Below are 22286 nucleotides of genomic sequence, written 5' to 3'. Positions count from 1 at the left end.
ACCGCTCCATGCTCATCGTATCGTACATAATAAAGGAACATCACGATCGGAGCAGCGCCCGTAAAACTCCTGGTTGCAAACTTGATACAACTAATTCAGTGTCAATTACTTATTCGTTTTGAGTCTTGATGCATTGTCTGTCGCGTGCGTGTCCTTCAGTCCGGCCGATACTGAGGTGGCCCATGCCTACCGTTCTCATTATCGATGATGATTCTGCGACCCGCGCGGCGCTTGAGACCTTGCTGAAGAAGAAGAAGTTCTGCGTCTTTCTCGCGCCCGACGGACCGACCGGTATTCGTTTGATCGGCAGCGTGTCATTCGACGCTGTCGTGATCGATATGTTCATGCCGGGCATGGACGGAATTGCGACCATTCGCGAATTGATCAAGATCGATCCGACCGTTCCGTTCATCGCCATCTCCGGCTACGCATTCACGGACAAGAAACAGGGAGCTCCCGACTTCCTCGGAATGGCGATCAAGCTCGGAGCGACGGCTGCATTGCAGAAGCCGTTCGACATCCTCGATCTGCTCGAAGCTGTGGATCGCGCCATCGAGGTCCGCCAGCGGCTTCTCGCCGACGCGCGCGGCAACCTCGCACCACACCGGCATGTGAGCGGAGGGCCTCATGACGAACATCCTGGTCGTTGATGACGAAGTTGGCGTCTGCTGTGTCATTCAGCATCTTCTCGTTCGCGAGGGATATGCGGTGACTGCCCTGACCGACGGTCGCCAGGCGCTCGACTTGGTTGTCCGCAGCGATTTCGCCGCGGCCCTGATCGATCTCAATCTGGCCGACATCGACGGCAACGATGTCATACGAGCGGCACGTGCGGCGCGCCCGAACATGCCGATCGTCATGATGTCGGGCATGGTCCTCGAATCAGACCAGGAAATGCCGGAGTCCCTGGGACTATCGGCGAGGGTTCAGGGACTTCATCGACTGGCCAAACCTTTCAAGCCGAAGGACCTCGCGCAATTGATGCGCGAGATTCTTACTCCCGATGAAGCGTTCGCTCCTCCCAGGTTGCAGTGCCGGCAGTAATCACGTCGAACGCCGGGTCGGAGGTCGCGGCGTCCTCGCTTGCGAGGCGCCAGGGCAGTATCTTGCCGTCTGGCTAGCTTCTCCGAGCAATTGTCGACAGGTAAGATAATCTCGCCGCGAATGTGACGCAGTTCACATCGCGCCCGACCTGATTTGGCTACCGTCGTGAGGAACGAAAGACAACGGTAACCAATCAAGCCCTTCGTCCGCGATCCTTACAATTTTAGTGATCCGTTCAATTTGGACAGAGTGGAGCTTTGACATGGTGTCCGCGCAGATTGCGCGAGGGCCATGATGAGCGAAGCCGAGTATGAACTGTTGCTGGATGCTGTAAGATCGGCAGTTGCGCCTGAGCCCGAGATTGATTCGATGACCCGCCTATTCTCGATGTTGCGGTTTCCCCAAGCAGCCAACGACAATCAGGGTGCTTGGCCGCTGATCCCGTTCCCCGACGGCTGGTTTGCGGCCTGCTGACCGCATTCTGATTGGACGTCTGTCCGTTGCACGGCGGCCGGCAGAGCCGCCGTCGCGACACACAGCGTCAATATCGCCGTATTGCAGCACCATGTTGCAGCGCCGTTCTGCAATGCCCATAAGCAGTCAGGCGACGGCGCGCGGCTGTCGCCTGGCTGACTGCGCTTCTACTTCTTGACGGCGAAGACCCAGACCACACCGCCCTGCGGGACATTGTCCTCCAATCCGGTGTTGCCTTTGGCAAGCGCATCCTGGATGCGCTGCGCGTCGACGCCCCAGCCGGACTGCACCGCGATGTATTGCGTGCCGTCGACCTCATAGGCGACCGGCATACCCATGATTCCCGAGTTGGTCTTCTGCTCCCACAACAGCTCGCCGGTCTTGGCGTGGAAGGCCCGGAACATCCGGTCGTTGGTCCCGCCGACCAGAACCAGATCGCCGGCCGTCGCCGTCACCGAGCCGAACAGCTGTGACTTCGGGAAATTGTACGACCAGACCTTCTTGCCCGAGGCAGGATCCCACGCCTGCAACTCGCCGAAATGGTCAGCGCCCGGCCGCACCGTCAGCCCGATATCCTCCGCCTTGGTGCCGAGCCAGAGTTGTCCGGGAACGAGCGGCAGCTTCTCGCCGGTGAAGCCGCCGCAGAAGTTCTCATTCGCCGGAACATAGACAAAGCGCGTCTTTTGACTGTAAGCCGCCGATGGCCAGTCCTTGCCGCCCCACAGCGACGGACAGAAGTCGACGCGCTTGCCGAGCGTCGGCTTATGCGCGGGATCGACGATCGGCCGTCCAGTCTCCGGCTCGATCCCCTTCCACACGTCGGTGTGAACGAAGGTCCAGCCATTGACGTAGTTGATGCGCTCCGGCGTGCGCTCGAGCACCCAGAAGATGGCGTCGCGACCCGGATGGATCAGGCTCTTGAAGCTGCGGCCGTCCCGCTGCAGGTCGACCAGCATCGGCGCGTCGACCTCGTCCCAGTCCCATGAATCGTTCTGGTGGTACTGGAAATGCGTCTTGATCTTGCCGGTCGCAGGGTCGAGTGCGATCACCGAGCTGGTATAGAGATTGTCACCCGGATGGAGGCCGCCGGGCCACGGCGCGGCATTGCCGACGCCCCAATAGACCGTCTTGGTGTCCTTGTCGTAGGTGCCGGTCATCCAGGCGGAGCCGCCGCCACTCTTCCAGTCGTCACCGCTCCAGGTGTCATGCCCCGGCTCGCCCTCGCCGGGGATCGTGAAGGTACGCCAGAGCTCCTTGCCGTCCTCGGCATCGTAGGCCGCCACATAGCCGCGGACGCCGAACTCGCCGCCGGAGCCTCCGACCATCACCTTGCCGTCCACGATCAGCGGCATCAGCGTCAGATATTGTCCCTTCTTGTAGTCCTGGACCTTCTTGTCCCACAGCACCTTGCCGGTCTTGGCATCGAGCGCGACCAGGTGATCGTCGGTCGTGGCGAGATAGAGCTTGTCCTGCCACAGCCCGACGCCACGGTTTGTCGGATGCAATTGGAACAGATCCTCCGGCAGCTCGCGCTTGTAGCGCCAGTACTGATCGCCGGTCTTGGCATTCAGCGCGATCACCTGCCCCATCGGCGTGGTGATGAACATCACTCCGTTATTGACCAGCGGCGGCGCCTCATGGCCCTCGATCACGCCCGTGGCGAAGGTCCAGACCGGCACCATGTTCTTCACGTTGGTGGTGTTGATCTGGTCGAGCGGGCTATAGCCCTGGCCGTCATAGGTGCGGCGGTAGAGCATCCAATTGCCGGGCTCCGGATTCTCCAACCGTGCCGGCGTGACCGGACTGTAGTTCTCGATCGGACCGGCGAGCGCGGTTTGTGCGGCGACACAGGTGAACGCGACGGTGCTCGACAGCAGCCATTGCCTGATGGTCTTCGACGTGATGGTCATGGACAAACCTCCCCTGCTTTCGTTTTTCGCTTCAATTGCCGTGACGTTTGATTGTCGAGACGATGCGAGTTCCGATAGGCACACGAGACCTCATCAACCTTGCTGGCCACCTACCTTTCCGATGAAGGGGGCAGCGATCACGAGCGCGCCATCCCTGATGACGAGCGGCAGCGCAGCCAGCCTGCGCGGCGCCGGCCCGAACACCACCTGCGCGCCACGCCGCGGATCGTATTCGGAGTTGTGACACATGCATTTGAAGACATCCGCACTGCCTTCCGTGGCCTTGATCCAGGCCGTCACCGGGCAGCCCGCATGCGAGCAGATCGCGGAATAAGCGACGATGCCGTCGGCCGCGCGCGGGCGCGTGTCCTCGTCGAGTTCGTTCGGATCGAGCCTGACGAGAAGCACCTCGTTCAATCGCGACCCATCGCGCACGATCGCATTCGCTGCATCCTTCGGCCACGCATGCACCGGCGGCTCGCCGACCTTCAAATCATCCGGCGTAATCGTCTGCCCCTCGCGCTCCCCTTCCGAGAACACGAGAAGGTCGCCCTTCTGCGGCCGCTTCTCCTTGCGCGGATCGTCCTCATCGCCGGCCGCAGCGCCCGTGACAGACGCGCATGCGACAAGCGTGCCGAGAACCACCGAGCGGCGTGTCGGATGATCGTGCATGATTGATCTTTGCGAGGCGTTGTTGCTCTGCAGTCGGCAGTCGCTGCAGCGCATCCAAACATAGAATTATTAGATCAATACAACCAGACTAAATCAAGGCGCGGGCCGCGCGCTTGCCTCGATATTTTCGTCATGCTGCCGCGGAGCACGCTGCGCGGCGAACTAACGATCGGACCTTCCGCATCCGGCGCGTCATCTCGTCGGCGCCGATCAGCACGCCGCCGCGCGATGAGGACGACCGATCCTGAAGCCGCAGAATACCGCGCGCCGCGTCCTTCTGCGATCTAGGCGCGGATCGACTTACGTCTGCGACTACAAATCGACGACAAGACAGCAAGTGATGGCGGCGGAAGAGGAGCTGCCTCAATTGCCTCAAATTTCCGACACGAAGTGAGACCAATAGGTCAGGCTTAGTGACCGGTCGAAAGTGTGTCGGACGCGATTGAGTTCGAACAGACTGAGGTCGGCCGCGCTGCGGTGAGCAGACTTCATGAGGTCCGTCGATCGCAAGCCGTGCATGCCGACCTCGTCGTCACTGTTGTCCGTCGGGCATTATGTGGGTGATCCTTAGACCATGAGCAGCGCGATCAGGCGGGGTTGCTGCACGAATGCAAGGTGCTCGCTGGCGACCGCAGGCACACTGCAATACATGGCGTTCTCCGACTCGACCTGCAGCGAATGCAGTGGCCCTTTGCTTGTGATCACGCAAAGCAGAGACAGCCGTCTCTCGTCGCCGCTGATGATCGCCGCAGGTATCATTGCGCTGTTCATTGTGTCGGGGTTTGGGTATTTGTTCGTAGCGAACAACGGAGCGGAGATCCCATCCGCGCCGGCACGGCAGCTTATGGATCTGGCGGCGCGTAGCGATCTCGGCGTCGCGCAAGCCTCCCAAGCTCCGGATGCGCTTGCCGTGCCGGCGGCCACCGCGCCGTCAGCAGCATCCCTGAACACGCTCGCACCGGAGGATCGTGCGGTGCCCAAGCGCGAGCTGTCGGGCGACTATCTGGTGCGACTGAATGGCTCGAACACGATCGGAGCCAAACTGGCGCCGGATCTCGCCGAAGCTTGGCTGCGCAGCCTCGGCGTATCGGAGGTCAGAAGAGTCCAACGATCAGATCCGCAGGGCGGGAAGCTGCCGGAGTTCGTGATCAGCGGCGAACTCGGCGGCCGGATGGTGGGTGTCGAAGTCAAGGCCCATGGCACCGGGACCGGCGCCAAGGCGCTGCGCAGCCTCGATGCCGACATTTGGATGGCATCGGTGCCGGTGAGCGACGAGCAAGCGGCGATGTTGGCGCCGGTCGGGGACATGCGGAGCGCGCGCTCCGAACACGTCGTCGGGCTGGACGGGATCGCCGTCATCGTGAGCCCCTCGTCGCGCCTGAAGACGCTGACCAAGGTGCAGGTGAAGGAGATCTTCACCGGACGGGTCACGGATTGGAGCGCGCTGGGTCTTCCGGCCGGGCCGATCAACCTCTACGCCCGCGACAGTCAATCCGGCACGCGCAAGACCTTCGAGGAGTTGGTGCTCGGACCGAGCGCCCGCATGGCGCCGCTGACCACGCGACAACCGAATGGCTACGAGGACAGCGAGCGGCTGTCGGACGATGTCGCCTCCGATCCCAACGGCATCGGCTTCGTCGGCATGGCCTATGTCGGCGCGGCGAAGGCGCTGGCGGTCAGCGACGGCAACGCGATCGCCCTCGCGCCGACCGAGTTCACGGTCCGCACCGAGAATTACCCGCTGTCGCGGCGCCTGTTTCTCTATTCGGCCGATCAGCCGCGCCCCGAGGTCAGCCGCTTCATCAAATTCGCGCTCAGCAAGGACGGCCAGGAGGTCGCGCAGAAGACGGTCGTCGGCCTGTCGCCAAACGCCAAGCCCGCCGCCGAGGTCGATACCCGCCCCTGTGCACTCAGCCCGAAATGGAGCGGGAATCCGCAGGAATTCTGCCAGTTGCGGGCGCAGGCCCGCGCCCTCGATGCGAGCTTCCGCTTTCAGAGCAATTCGTTCGAGCTCGACAATCTGGCGGCGCCAAATCTGTATCGGGTGATGCAGGCGTTGCGAGAGACGCCGCAGGCGCGGCTCCTTCTGGCCGGATTTGCCGACCGTCGCGGCAACTATCAGGCCAATTGCCGGCTATCGCTGCAGCGCGCCGAATCGGTGAAGCAGGAATTGGCCAGCCTTGGCGTCAGCAATGTCGACACCCGCGGCTATTGCGACGAGGTTCCCGTGCGCGACAATGGCGGTGACGAGTTCGAGAAGAACCGGCGGGTCGAGGTCTTCGTCCTGACCGGCCCAGCCGTCGCATCCGCAGCCAAGCCCCGGCCGACGCCCAAACTGCAGCCGGCGCGCTCGGCCGCTGAGGCCGTTTCGCAAAAGCTCGGCTCAAAGCCTTGATATGATTGAAGTGGAGGCCACGACCAGAATTGAACTGGTGTAAACGGTTTTGCAGACCGCTGCGTAACCACTCCGCCACGTGGCCCCAACAACGCGGAGCATTATAGGCAATCCGCCGCCGAGGCAACCTCTCTCATTGGCGCTGCACAAGCCAGCTGCACAAGGTTAGGCGTCAGATCGGCAGATCGTCGATCCCGCCGGGATAGAGCACCTGACCGCGCGGCCACATCAGAATGGCGCCGCGTTGTCCTGAGGCGGCACAGGTCGCCGCGGGCTCGGCCACCGTTCCTCTGCCCCGCCGGCTGGCATAGTCCCGGAATTGCACCACGTTCGACTTTTCGAGGTCCTGCATAGCTCGCTTCCTCATGCTATGCTGCAATGCAAGAAGCGTACCTTTGGTTCCTAAACCCGGCGTTTACGGCCGCGCCGATCCGGCTTGCCGCGGGGCTTGGGCCGCGGGGTGAGCTCCGGATGGTCTTTTTCGACCTCCCGATACCGCGCCAGCATGCGCTCGAAGCTGGCCTCGAGGGTCGCGGCGATCTCCGGTCGGCGTTCCAGCGCCGCCATCAGCAGGCCCGCAGCCTCGATCGTCGACAGCCCGTCGCGGCGCGGCTCGCGGCGCAGATGTCCATAGCGCGAGGGCCGGCGCGGCCCGAGGATCACGCGCTGGCATTTCAGCATCCAGGGATTGCGCCACCACAGCGCCTTGGCCTGGCTCCAGGTGCCGTCGAGCAGGATCACGCCCTCGATCGATTTGAGGATCGCGCGCTGGTTCTCCGCGACCTCGCCCTTGCGCGTGAGGGCCAGCACCTCGCTCTCGGGGTCGAGATCGGCCGCCTTGGCCGAGCCGAGATAGAGGATCGCCCAGCGCGCGGGGTCCGCGACCGGGCGGCCGAGGGCCTTGGCGAGACTCGGCCAGGACAGCCCGACCTTGACCACCGCGGTCTTGAAATGCTGCGCGGCAAGCCGCGCCGTGCCGAGCGCGCGGTCCTGCTCCTGCGGATGCTGCAGGATCAGCAGTCCCAAGCGGCTCTCGAGCGGAGTGACACTCTCGCAGATGCAGAGCGGCAACGGCTTCTGGCAGTGCGGGCAGTCGGGCGGCGCTTCCGCGAGCGGCGGATGATCGTGGGGCTGGTCTGACATAGCGCGGCCTATACGCGCCCCCGACCATCGCGACAACGCCTCATTCTGCCGGCGCGGCGAGCGGCTCCGGCGCCGAGCGGCGACGCAGCCGATCGATCAGGAGATAAATGACCGGCGTCGTGTAGAGCGTCAGGATCTGCGACACCAGCAGGCCGCCGATGATGGTGATGCCGAGCGGCCGGCGCAGCTCGGTCCCTGGCCCGGTCGCGAGCACCAGCGGCAGGCCGGCGAACAGCGCGGCCAAGGTCGTCATCAGGATCGGACGAAAGCGCACCCGGCAGGCCTCGAAGATCGCATCAGCCGAGGACATGCCGCGCTGCCGCTCGGCATCGAGCGCGAAGTCGACCAGCATGATGCCGTTCTTCTTGACGATGCCGATCAAGAGGATGATGCCGACGAAGGCGATCACGGTCAGCGGCGTATTGGTGACCTGCAAAGCGAGCAGCGCGCCGAGCCCCGCCGACGGCAAGGTCGAGATGATGGTCAGCGGATGCGCCAGGCTCTCATAGAGCACGCCGAGCACGATATACATCGCGACCAGCGCGGACAGGATCAGCAGCGGTTGCCGGCCGCTGCCCTTGTTGAAGTCGCCGGCATTGCCGTCGAAGCCGCCGCGGATGCCCTCCGGCATATGCAACTCGTCCACCGCCCGCTGGATGTTCGCGGTCGCGGCCTGCAGCGGCACGTCGGGCAGCAGGTTGAACGACACGGTGGTGGACGGGAACGACTGCGAATGAAACACCGCGAGCGGCGACAGGCCTCGCTCCGCCTTCACCAGCGCCGAGAGCGGAATCTGCGCGTCCCCTGCCCCCGCCACATAGATCCGATCGAGGTTCGAGGGATCGGTCTGGAATTTCGGATCGATCTCCAGCACCACCATGTACTGGTTGCGCTGGCTGTAGACGATCGAAATCTGGCGCTGTGCAAAGGCGTTGTTGAGGGCGGTGTCGATGTCCTGGACGCGCACGCCGAGGCTCGCCGCCTTCTGCCGGTCGATCCGGAGCACCAGCTGCAGGCCGCCGGGGTCGCGGTCGCTGGAAATGTCGGTGATGCCCTCCACCGTTTCCAGCCGCTTGGCGACGATCGGCGCCCATTTCTGCAGCAGGTCGAGATCGGGACTGCTCAGCGTGTACTGATAGTCTGAATCGCTCTGCCGGCCGCCGGCGCGGACATCCTGTGCGGCGAACATGAAGAGACGAATGCCGGGCACCATCGCGAGGCTACGCCGCAGACGGTTGATCACGAGCTCGGTCGAGACACCGTCCCGCTCCGCCGGCGGCTTGAGATTGATGAACATCGTGCCGCGGTTCGACGTCGCGCCGCCCGGCCCGCCACCGCCGCCGATGGTCGAGCCGATCCCTGCCACGGCCGGATCGGCCATCACGATGTCGGCGAGCCGCTGCTGTAGGCTCAGCATCGACTGGAACGAGATGTCGGCGGAGGCGCGGGTCGCGCCGATGATGAATCCGGAATCGTCGGTCGGGAAATAGCCCTTGGGCACCTTGATGTAGAGCGTGACCGTCAGCGCGATGGTGGCGAAGAACACGATCAGGGTCAGAAACGGGTAGACCAGCACGCCGCGCAAGGTCCAGGCGTAGAAGCGGACCATGCCCAACAGCGTGCCCTCGACGATGCGGTCGAACCAGCTGGCGCGGTCGGAGAGCGTCTCCTTGATGTAGTGCGCGCAGATCATCGGCGTGACGGTCAGCGACACCAGGGTCGACACCACGATCGCAAAGGTCAGCGTCAGCGAGAACTCGCGCAGCAGGCGGCCGACGACGCCGTCCATAAAGATCAGCGGCACGAAGGCCGCGATCAGGGACAGGCTGATCGACAGCACGGTGAAGCCGATCTGGCGCGCGCCGTCGAGCGCAGCGCGCAGCGGCGGCAGGCCCTGCTCGAGATTGCGGTACATGTTCTCGATCATCACGATGGCGTCGTCGACGACGAAGCCGACGGAGATCGCGAGCGCCATCAGCGAGAGATTGTCGATCGAGAAGCCGGCGAGCCACATCGCCGCGCAGGTGCCGGCCAGCGCCAGCGGCACCGAGACGCCGGCCGCCACCGTCGGCACCAGACGGCGAAGGAACAGAAATACCACAACCATCACCAGCACGGCGGTCGCCAGCAAGGTCCATTGCATGTCCTCGACCGAGGCGCGGATGGTGCCGGTGCGATCGATCAGGGTCGAGATCTCGATGCCCGCGGGCAACCACTGCTTGAGCTCGGGGATCAGCGCCTTCACCCGGTCGACGGTCTCGATGACATTGGCATCGCCCTGCTTGGCGATCTGGATCAGCACCGCCGGCTGCTTGTTGAACCAGGCGATCGAGCGCACATTGCGCACGGAATCCTCGACGTCGGCGACATCCGACAGCCGGACGAAGCTGCCATTGCTGCTCTTGATCAGGATGTCGCGGAATTCGGCCGCGGTCCGCATCTGCCGGTTGATGGCGATGGTCTCGCTCTGCCGCCCGCCCTCGAAGATGCCGACCGGGCCGATCGGATTGGCATTGATGATCGCGGTCCTGACATCGTCGGTCGAGATCCCGGCATTGGCGAGCGAGACCGGATTGAGCGCAATCCGCACCGCCGGCTGGTCGGCGCCGCTGACGGTGACGTTGCCGACGCCTGGCACCTGGAACAGCCGCTGCGCCACCACGGTGTCGGCGACGTCGTAGATCGCGCTCGGCGTCATCGTCTTCGAGGTCAGCGCCAGCACGAACACCGGTGCCGCGGCCGTATTGGCTTTGCGAAAGCGCGGCAGCGCCGGCAGGTCGCTCGGCAGGTCCGACAGCGATGCGTTGATCGCAGCCTGCACGTCACGCGCCGCCTTGTCGATATCGCGGCCGATCGAGAACTGGATCTGGATATTGGTGGTGCCGAGCGAGCTTGTCGAGGTGATCTGGTCGACGCCCGCGATCTCGCCGAGCCGCCGCTCCAGCGGTGCGGCCACGGTCCCCGCCATGACCGAGGGGTCGGCGCCGGGCCGCGATGCCGTGACGAAGATCGAAGGGAAATCGACATTCGGCACCGGCGCCACAGGCAGGAAGATGTAGGCGACGATCCCGACCAGGAACAGGCCGATCGAGAGCAGCGTGGTGCCGACCGGCCTGCGGATAAATGGTTCGGAGATCGAGAAGGCCATCACTGGATGCCTTCGGTCGCGCCCGCGATCGGCGGCGACGGCAGGTTGGGTGCGGGCGGCAGCGCCGTCTCGAAGCGGCGGTTGAGGCGGTCGAGCGCGAGATAGATCACCGGCGTCGTGTACAGCGTCAGCAACTGGCTGAGCAGCAGGCCGCCGATGATGGAGATGCCGAGCGGGAAGCGCAGCTCCGAGCCGGTGCCGCTCTCGATCGCCAGCGGCAGCGCACCGAATAGCGCCGCCAGCGTCGTCATCATGATCGGGCGGAAGCGCAACAGGCACGCCTGCACGATCGCGTCAGTGGGCGTCCGGCCCTCGTGCCGTTCGGCCTCCAGCGCGAAGTCGATCATCATGATCGCGTTCTTCTTGACGATACCCATCAGAAGAATGATGCCGATCAGGCCGATGACCGAGAGATCCTGGCCGAACAGCATCAAGGCCAGGATGGCGCCGACGCCGGCCGACGGCAGGGTCGAGAGGATCGTGATCGGATGAATGTAGCTCTCATACAGCACACCCAGCACGATATAGATCGTGATGACAGCCGCCAGCAGTAGCCAGGGCTGACCGGCGAGCGACTTGGCGAATTCGGCGGCATCGCCGGAGTAGACGCCGATGATGCTGCCGGGCATGCCGATGCGGGTCTCGGTGGCATGGAGCGCATCGACCGCCTCGCTCAGCGCCACGCCGGGCGCGAGGTTAAAGCTCAGCTGCACGGCCGGGAATTGCGCCTGATGCGAAATCGCCAGCGGCGCCGTGGTGCGCTTCAGGCTTGCCACCGCCGACAGCGGCACCTGGCCGCCCGCGCCCGGCAGATACAGCTTCGACAGGATGGAAGGGTCGCGCTGATACATCGGCATCGCCTCCAGTACCACGCGGTACTGGTTGGCCTGGCCGTAGATGGTCGAGATCTGGCGCTGCGCAAACGCATCGTTGAGCGTGTCGGTGACGCCCTGCAGGCTGACGCCGAGCTGGCCGGCGCGCTGGCGGTCGATGGTCAGTTCCGCGCGCAGCCCGCCCTCCTGGGCTTCCGATGAGACGTCGCGGAACAGCGGGTCGCGCCGCATCTCCGCGACCAGCTGTCCGGCCCATTTCGCGACGTCGCCGGCATCGGCGCCGGTCAGCGTGTATTGATATTGCGACCGGCTCGCCTGGGTCGAGATCTGCACGTCCTGGACCGGCTGGAAATACACGGTCATGCCCGGCACGCCCGCTGTCTTCTGCTTCAGCCGGTCGATCACCGCGGCCACGCCGTCCTGCCGCTCGCCGAGCGGCTTCAAGGTCATCACGAGGCGGCCGACATTGGTGGTCGGGTTGACCGATCCGGCCCCGATCACCGAGACGACGCCCACCACGTCCGGGTCCGCCTGGATTGCCGCCGCCACCTCCTGTTGCCGTCGCTGCATTTCGGAGAACGAGACGTCCGGGCCGGCCTCCGTCACCGCCGTGATCGAGCCGGTGTCCTGCAGCGGCAGAAACCCCTTCGGTGCGATGACGTAGAGCGCCAAGGTGGCGGCCAGGGTCGCGAAGGTCACGACCAGCGTTTCGGTCTGGCGGTCGAGCACCCAGAGCAGGCTGCGGTGATAGACGGCAACCGTGCGGTCGATGAAGCGGCTGATCGCGTTCAGCCCCGGCGGCACCCATTCCTCGCTGGCGTGCTTCAACAGCCGCGAGCACATCATCGGCGTCAGGGTCAGCGACACGACGGCAGAGGTCACGACCGCGATCGTCAAGGTCAGCGCGAATTCGCGGAACATGCGGCCGACCAGGCCAGACATGAACAACAGCGGAATGAAGACCGCGATCAGCGACACCGTCAGCGAGATCACCGTGAACCCGATCTCGCGGGCGCCGCGCAGCGAGGCGTTCATCGCGCTCTCGCCATTCTCCATGTGGCGGACGATGTTCTCGATCATCACGATGGCGTCGTCGACGACGAAGCCGGTGCCGATGGTCAGCGCCATCAGCGACAGATTGTCGAGACTGAAGCCGGCGAAATACATCACGCCGAAGCTCGTGATCAGCGACAGCGGCAGCGCCACGCCGGCAATGATCGTGGCGCGCAGCGAGCGCAGGAACAGGAGCACGACCAGCGTCACCAGCACCACGCTGAGCACCAGCGTGAACTGCACGTCATGCACCGAGGCGCGAATGGTCACCGTGCGGTCGCTGACGATGGCGAGCTTCACGCCGGCCGGAATCGTGCGCTGCAGCTTGGGGATTTCGGCGCGGATCTGCCTGACGACCTCGATCACATTGGCGCCGGGTTGGCGCTGAATGTCGAGGATCACGGCCGGCACGCCCTGATACCAGCCGCCGGTCCGATCGTTCTCGAGCCCGTCAACAATGGTGGCGACGTCGCCGATCGTGACCGGCGAGCCGTTGCGGTAGGCGATGATGATCGGCCGGTAGGCGTCGGCGGCCGCGATCTGGTCGTTGGCGGTGATCAAATAGGCCTGCTGCGCGCCATCCAACGATCCCTTCGGTCCGGAGACGTTGGCGCCGGCAATGGCGGCGCGCAGGTCCTCCATCGAAATGCCATAGGCGGCAAGCCGCGCCAGATCGGCTTGCACGCGCACCGCGGGTTTCAATCCGCCGAGCACCGAAACGCGGCCAACGCCGGAGACCTGGCTGAGACGCTGGGACAGGATCGTATCAGCCATGTCGCTCATCGCCCGCAGCGAGACGGTATCCGAGGTCAGCGCGAGCGTGATCACCGGCGCGTCGGCCGGATTGACCTTGGCGTAGGTCGGTGGATAAGGCAGCGATTTCGGCAGCACGCCGGCCGCGGCGTTGATCGCCGCCTGCACATCCTGCGTGGCACCGTCGATGTCGCGCCCGAGGTCGAACTGCAGCGAGATCTGGCTGACCCCGAACGAGCTTGTCGAATTCATCGCCGACAGTGACGGGATCTGGCCGAGCTGCCGTTCCAACGGCGCCGTGATCAGCGAGGCGATCACGTCGGGGCTGGCGCCCGGCAGCTGCGTGGTCACCTGCACCGTGGGAAAGTCGACCTGCGGCAGCGCCGAGACCGGCAGCGCGAGATAGCCGAGCAGGCCGCCGATCAACAGCGCGACGCCGAGCAGCGAGGTCGCGATCGGACGGCGAATGAAGGGTTCGGAGACGCTCATCGCGACCTGCCCGTCACGCTGTCATTGTCATGGCTGCGGCCTCGCGCCACGTCCCTGCTCACTCCCCGCCTGAGGCGGCGGCGCGCCGGCCGAGCCTCCCTGCCCGCTCTGCCCATCGCCCTGCGGCCTGCGCCTGTGCTCGCCGTCCTTGGCTGCGCCGTCGGGCGGAGCACTGCCCTGTTTGGCTTGATCCTTCGCTTGATCCTTGGCTTGCGGGTTGCGGCCACGCTTGCGCGGCGCAAGATCGGCCTGCGGCGTCTGCTCGGCGCGCCCGATCACGACCTTCACGCCGTCGGCGAGATTGGCGAAGCCGGTCGTCACCACCCGGTCGGACGGGCTGAGCCCGCTCGCGATCACCGCCTCGCTCTCGTTCTGCTGCACGACCGTGACCGGATGCGCCGAAGCGACATCGCCTTCGCCGATGACGTAGCTGAACGTGCCTGCCGGCCCGCGCTGCACGGCCGAGGTCGGCACGGTGATCGCCTGCGCCAGCGTTTCGACCTTGAGCCGCACATTGACGAACTGGCCTGGCCACAGCTGGAATTTGGCGTTTGGAAATTCCGCCTTCAGCTTCAACGTGCCGGTGGTCTGATCGACCTGGTTGTCGATGCCGCGCAAGGTACCGGTATCGATCACGGTGACGCCGTCATTGCCGAACACGTCGACCGCGAGCTGTCCCTTGGCCGCGGCGGCATTGACGCGCATGATCTGCTGCTGCGGCAGGCTGAACTGCACGGCGATCGGCTGCAGCTGGGTGATGACGACGAGGCCGGTGGCGTCCGACGAGCGGACGATGTTGCCCTGATCGACCTGGCGCAGGCCGGCCCGGCCCGAGATCGGCGCCACGATCTTGGTGTAGCTGAGCGTTGCCGCGGCATTGTCGATCGCCGCCTGGTCGGCCTTGATCAGCGCCTGCTGCTGCGCCACGACGGCGCGCTGCGTATCAGCCTGCTGCTTGGAGCCGGCACTGCTGGCCGCGAGTTGCTCGTAGCGGGCGAGATCGAGCTTCTGGTTGGCAAGCTGCGCCTCGTCCTGCGCCTTCTTGGCGACGGCCTGATCGTACTGGGCCTGATAGATGGCCGGATCGATCTCGGCGAGCACATCGCCCTGCTTGACGTCCTGCCCCTCGACGAAGTTGACGGCGATCAGCTTGCCGTCGACCTGCGATCGCACCGTCACCGTGTTCAGGGCGCGGACCGCGCCGACGCCGTCGAGATAGACCGGCACATCCTTGATGAGAGGCGAGGCCGCGAGCACCGGCACCGGGAGGTCGGGCCGGGTGAATCGGTTGCCCTGCTGCTGCTTCTGCTGCATGGCCATCCAGCCGAGATAGCCAAGGCCGCCGAGGATCAGCAGCGTGATCGTGATCGACACCAGCCGCCGGGCCACGCTGGCCCGCGCCCGTTTCACGGCTCCTGCTCCCTTCTCGTCCGGTTTAAAGAGCATCGGCCGACTTCTCCATGCGCGGCTCCCAGCCGCCGCCCAGCGCCTGATACAGGCTGACGAACGCCTGCAGCCGCGCCAGCTGGGCCTGCCATAACGCGTCCTCCGCCTGGAACAGCGTCAATTGCGTGTTCAAGACGGTCACGATGTCGGCAGTGCCGGCGCGCAGCTGCTGCTCGGACAGTTCAAAGGCCCGCCGCGAGGCGGCGACGACCTGGCGCTGCAATTGCAAACGGATCGTCGTCTGCTTGATCGCGAACAACGCGTTGTTCACGTCGGTGAAGGCCTGGATGACGGTCTTGCGATAGGTCTGCAGCAGTTCATCCTGGCGCGCTTTTGCGTTCTCGAAATTGCCGAGAATCCGGCCGCCATCAAAGATCGGCTGGGTCAGGCTGCCCGCGAGGCTGAAAAATGCCGCGTGCGGCTGGAACAGCGAGACCAGTGCCGCGCTCTGGTAACCGCCATTGCCGGTCAGCTGGATGCTCGGAAAGAACTGCGCCCGCGCACTGCCGACATTGGCGGTCGCGGAGGCCAGCTGCGCTTCCTGACGGCGAATGTCCGGCCGCTGCGTCAGCAGTTCGGACGGGAGCCCCGGCGTCACCCGCGGCGTCTTGATCTGGTCGAGCGAGCCGCCACTGACGCGAATGCCCTCGGGCGATCGCGCCACCAGGACAGCGAGCGCATTGACGTTCTGGTCGAGCGTCTGACGCAGCGGCGGCACCGCCGCCTTCTGGTTGGCAAGCACGCTCTCCTGCTGGGCGACGTCGAGGTCGTTGCCGGTGCCGGCCTTCTGGCGCTCACGGATGGCGTCGAGCACGCGGGTGGCGTTGGTGATGTTGCGCTCGGCGGTGCGGATCCGATCCTGCGCCGCCAGCACCTGGAAATAGGCGTTGGCGACCGTGGCCAGTGTCGTCAGCTGGGTGACGTCGCGGTCGAAACGGTTGGCGACCGCCGTCTCCTCCGCGGCCTGCAGGGCGTCGCGATTCTGGCCGAAGAAGTCGAGCTGATAGCTTGCCGACAGCGAGGCCTGATAATTGACGACCTCGCGGCCGCCATTGGTGAGCCCGCTCGAGCTCGAGCCCGACGTGCGCGAATAGGTCTCCTGGCCGGTCGTGGACAGGCTCGGCAGCAGCGCCGCGCCGGCCTGCCGCGCCAGCGCGTCAGCCTGCCGGAAGCGCGCGACGGCGGCGGCGATGTCGAGGTTGACGCTTTGCGCCTCCTCCATCAGCTGAGTCAGCTCACGGGAGCCGAAGCCCCGCCACCAGTCGAGCGTCGGCGGCGCAGCCATGTCCGCGCCGGCGGCCCGACTTGTACCGGTTGGGAATGTCGAGGGCCGGATCCGGAATGTCCTGCGTCAGCAGGCAGCCAGCGGCGTTGACCGCCAGACCGATCGCCGCGAACCAGCGGACGAAATGCCGCAGGCCCGCGGACACGCGGCTCTCCCGCTTCCCGGCAACGGTCCGCGTCTCAGCGGGCGCGCGGCGAGGCTCGTCGACGGCGATCTGCACGATGGACACTGGCGTGATGCTTCCCTGTCGTCTTACGACTCATTCTAGCCGCCCCCCACGGCGCCGGACAGCCCCGCGGGCCCCCTGCCCCGTTCCGCTACGACGCCGATCTGGACGGCCGGATCGACGAATCTCCCGTAAATCAGCGGATTTTCTGCGCGACCGGGTGCGAGTTCAGGGCGCGCGCCTTACCAAGATTTCATCTCTCGGCTGGCATTTTCGACGGGTGTGACGCGCGGAGCGCAGGGTGAAACCCATTGGCAGGGGCTCCGTAACTTGCATGTGAACTTCAGGGGGGGGCTATTCATGCGAGTTGCGGTGGTTGGAACGGGCATTGCGGGAAATGCCGCTGCCTGGTCCTTGGCGAAGCGTTATCCGATCACCGTCTACGAGCGAGATCTCCGTCCGGGCGGCCATAGTCACACCATAACGATCGACTATGATGGCACCGTCGTCGCTGTCGACATCGGCTTCATTGTCTACAATGAGCTGAATTATCCGGAATTGACCGCCATGTTCGATCATCTCGGGGTCGAGACGGTCGCCAGCAGCATGAGCTTCGCAGTGACGGCGGATGCGGGCCGCTTCGAGTGGAAGGGCGGCGGCGATAGCTGGCTCGATACCGCCAAAGGACTGTTCGCCCAGCCGCGCAACCTGCTCTCGACGTCCTATCTGTGGATGCTGCGGGACATCCTGACCTTCAACGAGCAAAGCGTCGCCGACTTCAAGGCCGGCCGCCTGCAGGGGCTGACGCTCGGCGACTATTTCCGGCGCAATCATTTCGCGCCACGGCTGCTGACCGACTATCTGGCTCCCATGGGGGCTGCGATCTGGTCTGCGCCTGCATCAGAGATGCTGGATTTTCCCGCCGAGAATTTCGTGGCCTTCTTCAGCAATCACCGATTGCTGCAGTATGACCGTCCGGTCTGGCGAACCGTTAAGGGCGGCAGCCGCCAATATGTCGAGAAGCTGACGGCCTCCTATCGCAACCAGATCCGGCTCGGCAGCGCCGTCACCAGCATCGAGCGCAGTGGACAGGGCGTGGTCGTGGCGGACAGCAGCGGCCATCGCGACACCTTCGATCATGTCGTGATCGCCGCCCATAGCGATCAGGCGCTTGCGATGCTGGCCGATGCCGACGAGCAGGAGCGCAGCATTCTCGGCGCAATCAAATACTCGCCCAACACGATCTATCTGCATCGCGACGCCAGGCTGATGCCGAAGCGGCGCCGCGCCTGGGCGTCCTGGAATTTCCTGCGCTGGCAGCGCGAGGGCGTGCCGATGAACGACGTCGCGGTGACCTATTGGATGAACAATCTGCAGGGTATCGACCACGACAAGCCGCTGTTCGTGAGCCTCAACCCGCCCTTTGCTCCGGCGCCGGAGCTAACCTTCGGCAAATACGTCTGTGAGCACCCGCAATACACGGCGGCCGCTTTTGCGGCGCAGAAGCGTCTGGCGGCGATCCAGGGGCAACGCCACACCTGGTTCTGCGGGGCCTGGACGGGTTATGGTTTCCACGAGGACGGGTTGCGTTCGGGCCTCGCTGTGGCCGAGGCGCTCGGCGCGACCGTGCCCTGGCGGGGACTTCCGACGGAGCTCGCCGAGGCCGCGGAATAGAGGCGATATGCAAATCGATCAGTCCGGATCACGCGATCGGCCGGCGGCGGCCACGCTCTATGTCGGTGACGTCATGCATGCGCGGATGCGGCCGGTCCCGCATCGCTTCCAATATCGCGTGATGAACCTGCTGATCGACCTCGGCCGGCTCGGCGAAGCTGACCGGCAGTCGCCGCTGTTCGGGGTCAACCGGCGCGCGCTCTACAGCTTTCACGAACGCGATCATGGCCTGCGTGACGGCTCGCCGCTGCTCGCTTATGTGCAGGCGCGGGCGGCGGAGCACGGCATCGATCTCTCGGGCGGCCGCGTCGTGCTGCTGTGCTATCCGCGGCTGCTGGGTTACGTCTTCAATCCGCTCTCGGTCTATTTCTGCTATCGGAGCGACGGCACCCTGGCGCTGATGATCTACGAGGTGCGCAACACCTTCGGCGAGATCAAGCCCTATTTGCTGCCGGTCGAGCCGGATCAATTGTCGACGGCCGGGCTGCGTCAGCAGCAGGACAAGACGTTCTATGTCTCACCGTTCATTGACATGGCGATGCGCTATCATTTCCGGATCTCGCCCCCCGCCGAAAACGTCAAGTTGCGAATTCTGGAAACCGGCGGCGGCGGGCCGCTGCTCGCGGCGACGTTCTTCGGCCGGCGGCGCGCTCTGACCACGAACTCCCTGCTCGCGGCCTTGCTCTCGCTTCCGCTCGTGACCCTGAAGATCTTCGGCGCCATCCATTGGGAGGCGCTGCGGCTGTGGGCAAAGGGCGTCCGCCTCGTTCCGCGCGGCGACATTGCGGCCGATGGAACCGATACCGGCTTGGCGAGAAACGACAGCCACGGTTATATATCTCGGCGCTGACTGGAAACCGTCGGCGCGCTCTGATCCCCTCATCCAGGCGCGAACAGCTGCTGCGTCGGCCAGCCGCGCCTGAGGCGGGACCGCGGAGCCGTTTGCGTGAATGGACCTGCCATGCCGGACGTCATCCCTGTTACCCCCGACACCGTCGACAAGGTGCTTGCCGATCTTCCCCGCCTACCCCGCCTGGCTCTGGGATTCGGCTCCCGACTGAGGAAAGGCACGCTCGACGTCACCCTGCCCGACGGTCGCATCATCCGGCTCGGCGGTGCGGAGCCCGGACCGGCGGCCGCGATGATCCTGGCCAATTACGGCTTCGCATCGCGCCTCATCAATGGCGGCGATATCGGAATTGCCGAGGCCTACCTGAACGGCGACTGGGATACGCCGGACCTGACGCAGTTTCTGTATCTGTTCTGCGTGAACCAGCATTTGCTGCAATCGATGCTCGAGGACAAGCCGCTGATCCGGTTTGCCCAGCTGGTGCGGCACTGGTTCAATCGCAACACCAAGCGCCAGGCACGCCGCAACATCTACGCCCATTACGACATCGGCAATGCGTTCTATTCGGCCTGGCTCGACCCGAGCATGACCTATTCCTCGGCGCTGTTCGAGGAGCATACGACCGACCTCACGGCGGCGCAGACCAACAAATACAAGCGGCTCGCCGAGGCGATCGATCTCAAGCCCGGCCAGACGCTGCTCGAGATCGGCTGCGGCTGGGGCGGTTTCGCCGAGTATGCCGCCAAGACATTCGGCACCAAGGTGGTCGGCCTGACCATCAGCCAGCAGCAGCGCGATTTCGCGCAGCGCCGCATCCACGAAGCGGGCCTCGCCGACAAGGTCGAGATCCGCCTGCAGGATTATCGCGACGAGCGCGACCGCTATGACCGGATCGCCTCGATCGAAATGATCGAGGCGGTCGGCGAGCAGTTCTGGCCCAAATACTTTTCGCAATTGCGAGATCGGTTGCTGCCCGGCGGCCTCGTTGGCGTCCAGGCGATCACCATCCAGGACAATCTGTTTCACCATTATCGGCGCGAAGTCGACTTCATCCAGCGCTACGTGTTTCCCGGCGGCATGCTGCCGACGCCGCAGATCCTGAAGTCGCTGGGTGAGCGATTTGGAATTCCCGTTATTCGGGAGCGCATCTTCGGGCAAGATTATGCCAAAACGCTCGCGATCTGGCGAAGCAATTTCCGTGCGGCCTGGCCGGACCTCACACCGTCCGGCTTCGATGAGCGCTTCCGGCGATTGTGGGAATACTATCTCTCCTATTGCGAGGCCGGTTTCCTTTCCGGGAACATCGACGTCCGACAGGTCGTTTTCGCCAAGTCAGGGTAGCAGAATGCGCGGCTTACGCCGCACTGGAGACTAGGCTAGGGTCATACTAGATCTGGTTGAGGAAAGCTGCCCAAGGTATTTTCGACATGGCCATAAGAAACGACGTCGTTGCGGCGATCGGCAACACGCCCCTGATCAAGCTGAAGCGCGCCTCTGAAGCGACGGGCTGCACCATTCTCGGCAAAGCCGAGTTCATGAATCCAGGCCAGTCGGTCAAGGACCGCGCCGGCAAATGGATGATCCTTGAGGCCGAGAAGCGCGGCGATCTCAAGCCCGGCGGACTCGTGGTCGAATCGACCGCCGGCAACACCGGCATCGGTCTTGCCGTGGTCGCCAGCGCGCGCGGCTACCGCACCCTGATCGTGATCCCGGAGACGCAGAGCCAGGAAAAGAAGGACATGCTGCGGCTGTGCGGCGCCGAGCTGATCGAGGTGCCGGCCCTGCCGTTCAACAATCCGAACAATTATGCGCATGTCGGCCGCCGGCTCGCCGACGAACTGCGCAAGACCGAGCCGAACGGCGTGTTGTTCGCCGACCAGTGGAACAATCTCGACAACGCCAAGGCGCATTACGAATCGACCGGGCCCGAGATCTGGGAGCAGACCGGCGGCAAGGTCGACGGCTTCGTTTCCGCGGTGGGCACCGGCGGGACACTGGCCGGCACGAGCCGCTATCTGAAAGAGAAGAACAGCAGCATCGTCATCGCCTGTGCCGATCCGCATGGCTTTGCCATGTACAATTGGTTCAGGACCGGTGAAGTCAAATCCACGCCCGGCGATTCCATCACCGAAGGCATCGGCATCGGCCGCGTCACGCCGGTGATCGAGACCGCGAAGGTGGACACCGCCTTCCTGATTTCGGATGAGGACGCCGTCAACACCATCTACGACTTGCTGCAGCACGAAGGCCTGTGCCTCGGCGGCTCAAGCGGCGTCAACATCGCCGGCGCGGTGCAGCTTGCGAAGCAGCTCGGCCCGGGCCACACCATCGTGACCATCCTGTGCGACCCCGGCAATCGCTATCAGTCGAAGCTCTACAATCCCAGCTTCATGCGCGCGAAGAACCTGCCGGTCCCGACCTGGCTGGAGCAGCGCAGCGCGATCAGGCCGCCATTCGTGTGAGACAGCGAGTAGCGAGTAGCGAGTAGCGAGTAGCGAGTAGCGAGTAGCGAGTAGCGAGTAGCGAGTAGCGAGTAGCGAGTAGCGAGTAGCGAGTAGCGAGTAGCGAGTAGCGAGTGAGATCCTTGCTTCATCCGCGATTCGCAACTCCCTATTCGCTATTCCCCACTCCCGATTCGCCTCTTCATCAATGCCGCAGGATCTGGCTCAGGAACAGCTTGCTGCGCGCGTGCTGCGGGTTGGCGAAGAATTCCTGCGGCGTATTGGACTCGATGATCTGGCCGGCGTCCATGAACACGACGCGATTGGCGACCTCGCGGGCAAAGCCCATCTCGTGCGTCACCACCAGCATGGTCATCCCCTCCTGGGCAAGGTCGACCATTGTATCGAGCACCTCCTTGACCATCTCGGGATCGAGCGCCGAGGTCGGCTCGTCGAACAGCATGACTTTCGGGTTCATGGTCAGCGCCCGCGCGATGGCGACGCGCTGCG

Annotated in this window: 16 protein-coding genes, 1 tRNA gene and 2 pseudogenes; 8 read left to right on the top strand and 11 right to left on the bottom strand. The window is 64.5% G+C overall.

All coding sequences use genetic code 11. The features are described from left to right. Positions 1 to 182: 182 nt before the first annotated feature. The 3 genes from ACVIJ6_RS29380 (at position 183) to ACVIJ6_RS29370 (ending at position 1518) form a co-directional block, all read left to right on the top strand. On the top strand, positions 183 to 650 hold the full coding sequence (locus ACVIJ6_RS29380; protein ID WP_456775568.1) for a response regulator: 468 nt from the start codon (positions 183 to 185) through the stop codon (positions 648 to 650). Next, a complete protein-coding gene (locus tag ACVIJ6_RS29375) occupies positions 628 to 1044 on the top strand; it encodes a response regulator (protein WP_456775567.1) in 417 nt (138 codons plus the stop codon). Before ACVIJ6_RS29380 ends, ACVIJ6_RS29375 begins: the two co-directional genes overlap by 23 nt. A 294-nt stretch (positions 1045 to 1338) precedes the next feature. After that, entirely contained in the window at positions 1339 to 1518 is a 180-nt protein-coding gene (locus tag ACVIJ6_RS29370; RefSeq protein WP_012044012.1) for a hypothetical protein, read from the top strand. A 167-nt stretch (positions 1519 to 1685) separates the two neighbouring features. On the opposite strand, the gene ACVIJ6_RS29365 is transcribed toward ACVIJ6_RS29370, so the two are convergent. The 3 genes from ACVIJ6_RS29365 to ACVIJ6_RS29355 all read right to left on the bottom strand — a co-directional run bounded on the left by ACVIJ6_RS29365 (position 1686) and on the right by ACVIJ6_RS29355 (position 4859). Next, positions 1686 to 3428: a methanol/ethanol family PQQ-dependent dehydrogenase gene (locus ACVIJ6_RS29365; protein WP_456775566.1), complete on the bottom strand. Its 1743-nt coding sequence runs from the start codon at positions 3426 to 3428 to the stop codon at positions 1686 to 1688. 93 nt (positions 3429 to 3521) lie between these two features. Continuing rightward, on the bottom strand, positions 3522 to 4100 hold the full coding sequence (locus ACVIJ6_RS29360; protein WP_456775565.1) for a QcrA and Rieske domain-containing protein: 579 nt from the start codon (positions 4098 to 4100) through the stop codon (positions 3522 to 3524). A gap of 567 nt (positions 4101 to 4667) precedes the next feature. After that, positions 4668 to 4859 (bottom strand): hypothetical protein, encoded by a 192-nt coding sequence (locus ACVIJ6_RS29355; RefSeq protein WP_456775564.1) that lies wholly within the window; start codon positions 4857 to 4859, stop codon positions 4668 to 4670. A gap of 85 nt (positions 4860 to 4944) precedes the next feature. Here ACVIJ6_RS29355 and ACVIJ6_RS29350 point away from each other — a divergent pair, with 85 nt between their 5' ends. Next, positions 4945 to 6495 (top strand): substrate-binding domain-containing protein, encoded by a 1551-nt coding sequence (locus tag ACVIJ6_RS29350; RefSeq protein ID WP_456775563.1) that lies wholly within the window; start codon positions 4945 to 4947, stop codon positions 6493 to 6495. Between the two features lie 11 nt (positions 6496 to 6506). Here ACVIJ6_RS29350 and ACVIJ6_RS29345 read toward each other — a convergent pair. The 7 genes and pseudogenes from ACVIJ6_RS29345 to ACVIJ6_RS29315 form a co-directional block, all read right to left on the bottom strand. After that, positions 6507 to 6580: transfer RNA gene (locus tag ACVIJ6_RS29345), tRNA-Cys, on the bottom strand. An 87-nt stretch (positions 6581 to 6667) separates the two neighbouring features. Then, positions 6668 to 6847: a hypothetical protein gene (locus ACVIJ6_RS29340; RefSeq protein ID WP_456775562.1), complete on the bottom strand. Its 180-nt coding sequence runs from the start codon at positions 6845 to 6847 to the stop codon at positions 6668 to 6670. Positions 6848 to 6897: 50 nt separating this feature from the next. Next, entirely contained in the window at positions 6898 to 7638 is a 741-nt protein-coding gene (locus tag ACVIJ6_RS29335; protein ID WP_456775561.1) for a tRNA-uridine aminocarboxypropyltransferase, read from the bottom strand. A gap of 40 nt (positions 7639 to 7678) precedes the next feature. Next, complete coding sequence (locus ACVIJ6_RS29330) at positions 7679 to 10786, bottom strand: efflux RND transporter permease subunit (RefSeq protein ID WP_456775560.1); 3108 nt, start codon at positions 10784 to 10786, stop codon at positions 7679 to 7681. Further along, positions 10786 to 13914: an efflux RND transporter permease subunit gene (locus ACVIJ6_RS29325; protein WP_456775559.1), complete on the bottom strand. Its 3129-nt coding sequence runs from the start codon at positions 13912 to 13914 to the stop codon at positions 10786 to 10788. The genes ACVIJ6_RS29330 and ACVIJ6_RS29325 overlap by 1 nt, the downstream gene beginning before the upstream one ends. A gap of 27 nt (positions 13915 to 13941) precedes the next feature. After that, positions 13942 to 15360 (bottom strand): efflux RND transporter periplasmic adaptor subunit, encoded by a 1419-nt coding sequence (locus ACVIJ6_RS29320; protein WP_456775558.1) that lies wholly within the window; start codon positions 15358 to 15360, stop codon positions 13942 to 13944. After that, a pseudogene (locus ACVIJ6_RS29315) lies at positions 15350 to 16874 on the bottom strand (efflux transporter outer membrane subunit). The gene ACVIJ6_RS29320 and the pseudogene ACVIJ6_RS29315 overlap by 11 nt, the downstream one beginning before the upstream one ends. 297 nt (positions 16875 to 17171) lie before the next feature. On the opposite strand from ACVIJ6_RS29315, the gene ACVIJ6_RS29310 reads away from it, so the two are divergent. The 4 genes from ACVIJ6_RS29310 to ACVIJ6_RS29295 all read left to right on the top strand — a co-directional run bounded on the left by ACVIJ6_RS29310 (position 17172) and on the right by ACVIJ6_RS29295 (position 21797). Then, on the top strand, positions 17172 to 18485 hold the full coding sequence (locus ACVIJ6_RS29310; RefSeq protein ID WP_456775557.1) for an NAD(P)/FAD-dependent oxidoreductase: 1314 nt from the start codon (positions 17172 to 17174) through the stop codon (positions 18483 to 18485). A gap of 7 nt (positions 18486 to 18492) precedes the next feature. Beyond that, the gene (locus ACVIJ6_RS29305) at positions 18493 to 19335 is read left to right on the top strand and encodes a DUF1365 domain-containing protein (RefSeq protein ID WP_456775556.1); all 843 of its coding nucleotides are present in this window, start codon (positions 18493 to 18495) and stop codon (positions 19333 to 19335) included. A gap of 111 nt (positions 19336 to 19446) precedes the next feature. Continuing rightward, positions 19447 to 20676 (top strand): SAM-dependent methyltransferase, encoded by a 1230-nt coding sequence (locus tag ACVIJ6_RS29300; protein WP_012044002.1) that lies wholly within the window; start codon positions 19447 to 19449, stop codon positions 20674 to 20676. Between the two features lie 86 nt (positions 20677 to 20762). Then, complete coding sequence (locus tag ACVIJ6_RS29295) at positions 20763 to 21797, top strand: cysteine synthase A (protein WP_456775555.1); 1035 nt, start codon at positions 20763 to 20765, stop codon at positions 21795 to 21797. A gap of 184 nt (positions 21798 to 21981) precedes the next feature. On the opposite strand, the pseudogene ACVIJ6_RS29290 reads toward ACVIJ6_RS29295, so the two are convergent. After that, positions 21982 to 22284: pseudogene (locus ACVIJ6_RS29290) on the bottom strand (amino acid ABC transporter ATP-binding protein); the annotation flags it as partial. Between the last annotated feature and the right edge of the window lie 2 nt (positions 22285 to 22286).

The organism is Bradyrhizobium sp. USDA 4369, from assembly GCF_054056435.1.
Note: the sequence above shows the minus strand (reverse complement) of the source record. Positions and strands in the feature narration are given on the sequence as shown.

What these genes read in the sequence shown, in the direction of transcription:
- ACVIJ6_RS29380 (WP_456775568.1), top strand. Translation starts at nt 183, where the DNA reads ATGCCTACCGTTCTCATTATCGATGATGATTCTGCGACCCGCGCGGCG.
- ACVIJ6_RS29375 (WP_456775567.1), top strand. Translation starts at nt 628, where the DNA reads ATGACGAACATCCTGGTCGTTGATGACGAAGTTGGCGTCTGCTGTGTC.
- ACVIJ6_RS29370 (WP_012044012.1), top strand. Translation starts at nt 1,339, where the DNA reads ATGAGCGAAGCCGAGTATGAACTGTTGCTGGATGCTGTAAGATCGGCA.
- ACVIJ6_RS29365 (WP_456775566.1), bottom strand. Translation starts at nt 3,428, where the DNA reads ATGACCATCACGTCGAAGACCATCAGGCAATGGCTGCTGTCGAGCACC.
- ACVIJ6_RS29360 (WP_456775565.1), bottom strand. Translation starts at nt 4,100, where the DNA reads ATGCACGATCATCCGACACGCCGCTCGGTGGTTCTCGGCACGCTTGTC.
- ACVIJ6_RS29355 (WP_456775564.1), bottom strand. Translation starts at nt 4,859, where the DNA reads ATGATACCTGCGGCGATCATCAGCGGCGACGAGAGACGGCTGTCTCTG.
- ACVIJ6_RS29350 (WP_456775563.1), top strand. Translation starts at nt 4,945, where the DNA reads ATGGATCTGGCGGCGCGTAGCGATCTCGGCGTCGCGCAAGCCTCCCAA.
- ACVIJ6_RS29340 (WP_456775562.1), bottom strand. Translation starts at nt 6,847, where the DNA reads ATGCAGGACCTCGAAAAGTCGAACGTGGTGCAATTCCGGGACTATGCC.
- ACVIJ6_RS29335 (WP_456775561.1), bottom strand. Translation starts at nt 7,638, where the DNA reads ATGTCAGACCAGCCCCACGATCATCCGCCGCTCGCGGAAGCGCCGCCC.
- ACVIJ6_RS29330 (WP_456775560.1), bottom strand. Translation starts at nt 10,786, where the DNA reads ATGGCCTTCTCGATCTCCGAACCATTTATCCGCAGGCCGGTCGGCACC.
- ACVIJ6_RS29325 (WP_456775559.1), bottom strand. Translation starts at nt 13,914, where the DNA reads ATGAGCGTCTCCGAACCCTTCATTCGCCGTCCGATCGCGACCTCGCTG.
- ACVIJ6_RS29320 (WP_456775558.1), bottom strand. Translation starts at nt 15,360, where the DNA reads ATGCTCTTTAAACCGGACGAGAAGGGAGCAGGAGCCGTGAAACGGGCG.
- ACVIJ6_RS29310 (WP_456775557.1), top strand. Translation starts at nt 17,172, where the DNA reads ATGCGAGTTGCGGTGGTTGGAACGGGCATTGCGGGAAATGCCGCTGCC.
- ACVIJ6_RS29305 (WP_456775556.1), top strand. Translation starts at nt 18,493, where the DNA reads ATGCAAATCGATCAGTCCGGATCACGCGATCGGCCGGCGGCGGCCACG.
- ACVIJ6_RS29300 (WP_012044002.1), top strand. Translation starts at nt 19,447, where the DNA reads ATGCCGGACGTCATCCCTGTTACCCCCGACACCGTCGACAAGGTGCTT.
- ACVIJ6_RS29295 (WP_456775555.1), top strand. Translation starts at nt 20,763, where the DNA reads ATGGCCATAAGAAACGACGTCGTTGCGGCGATCGGCAACACGCCCCTG.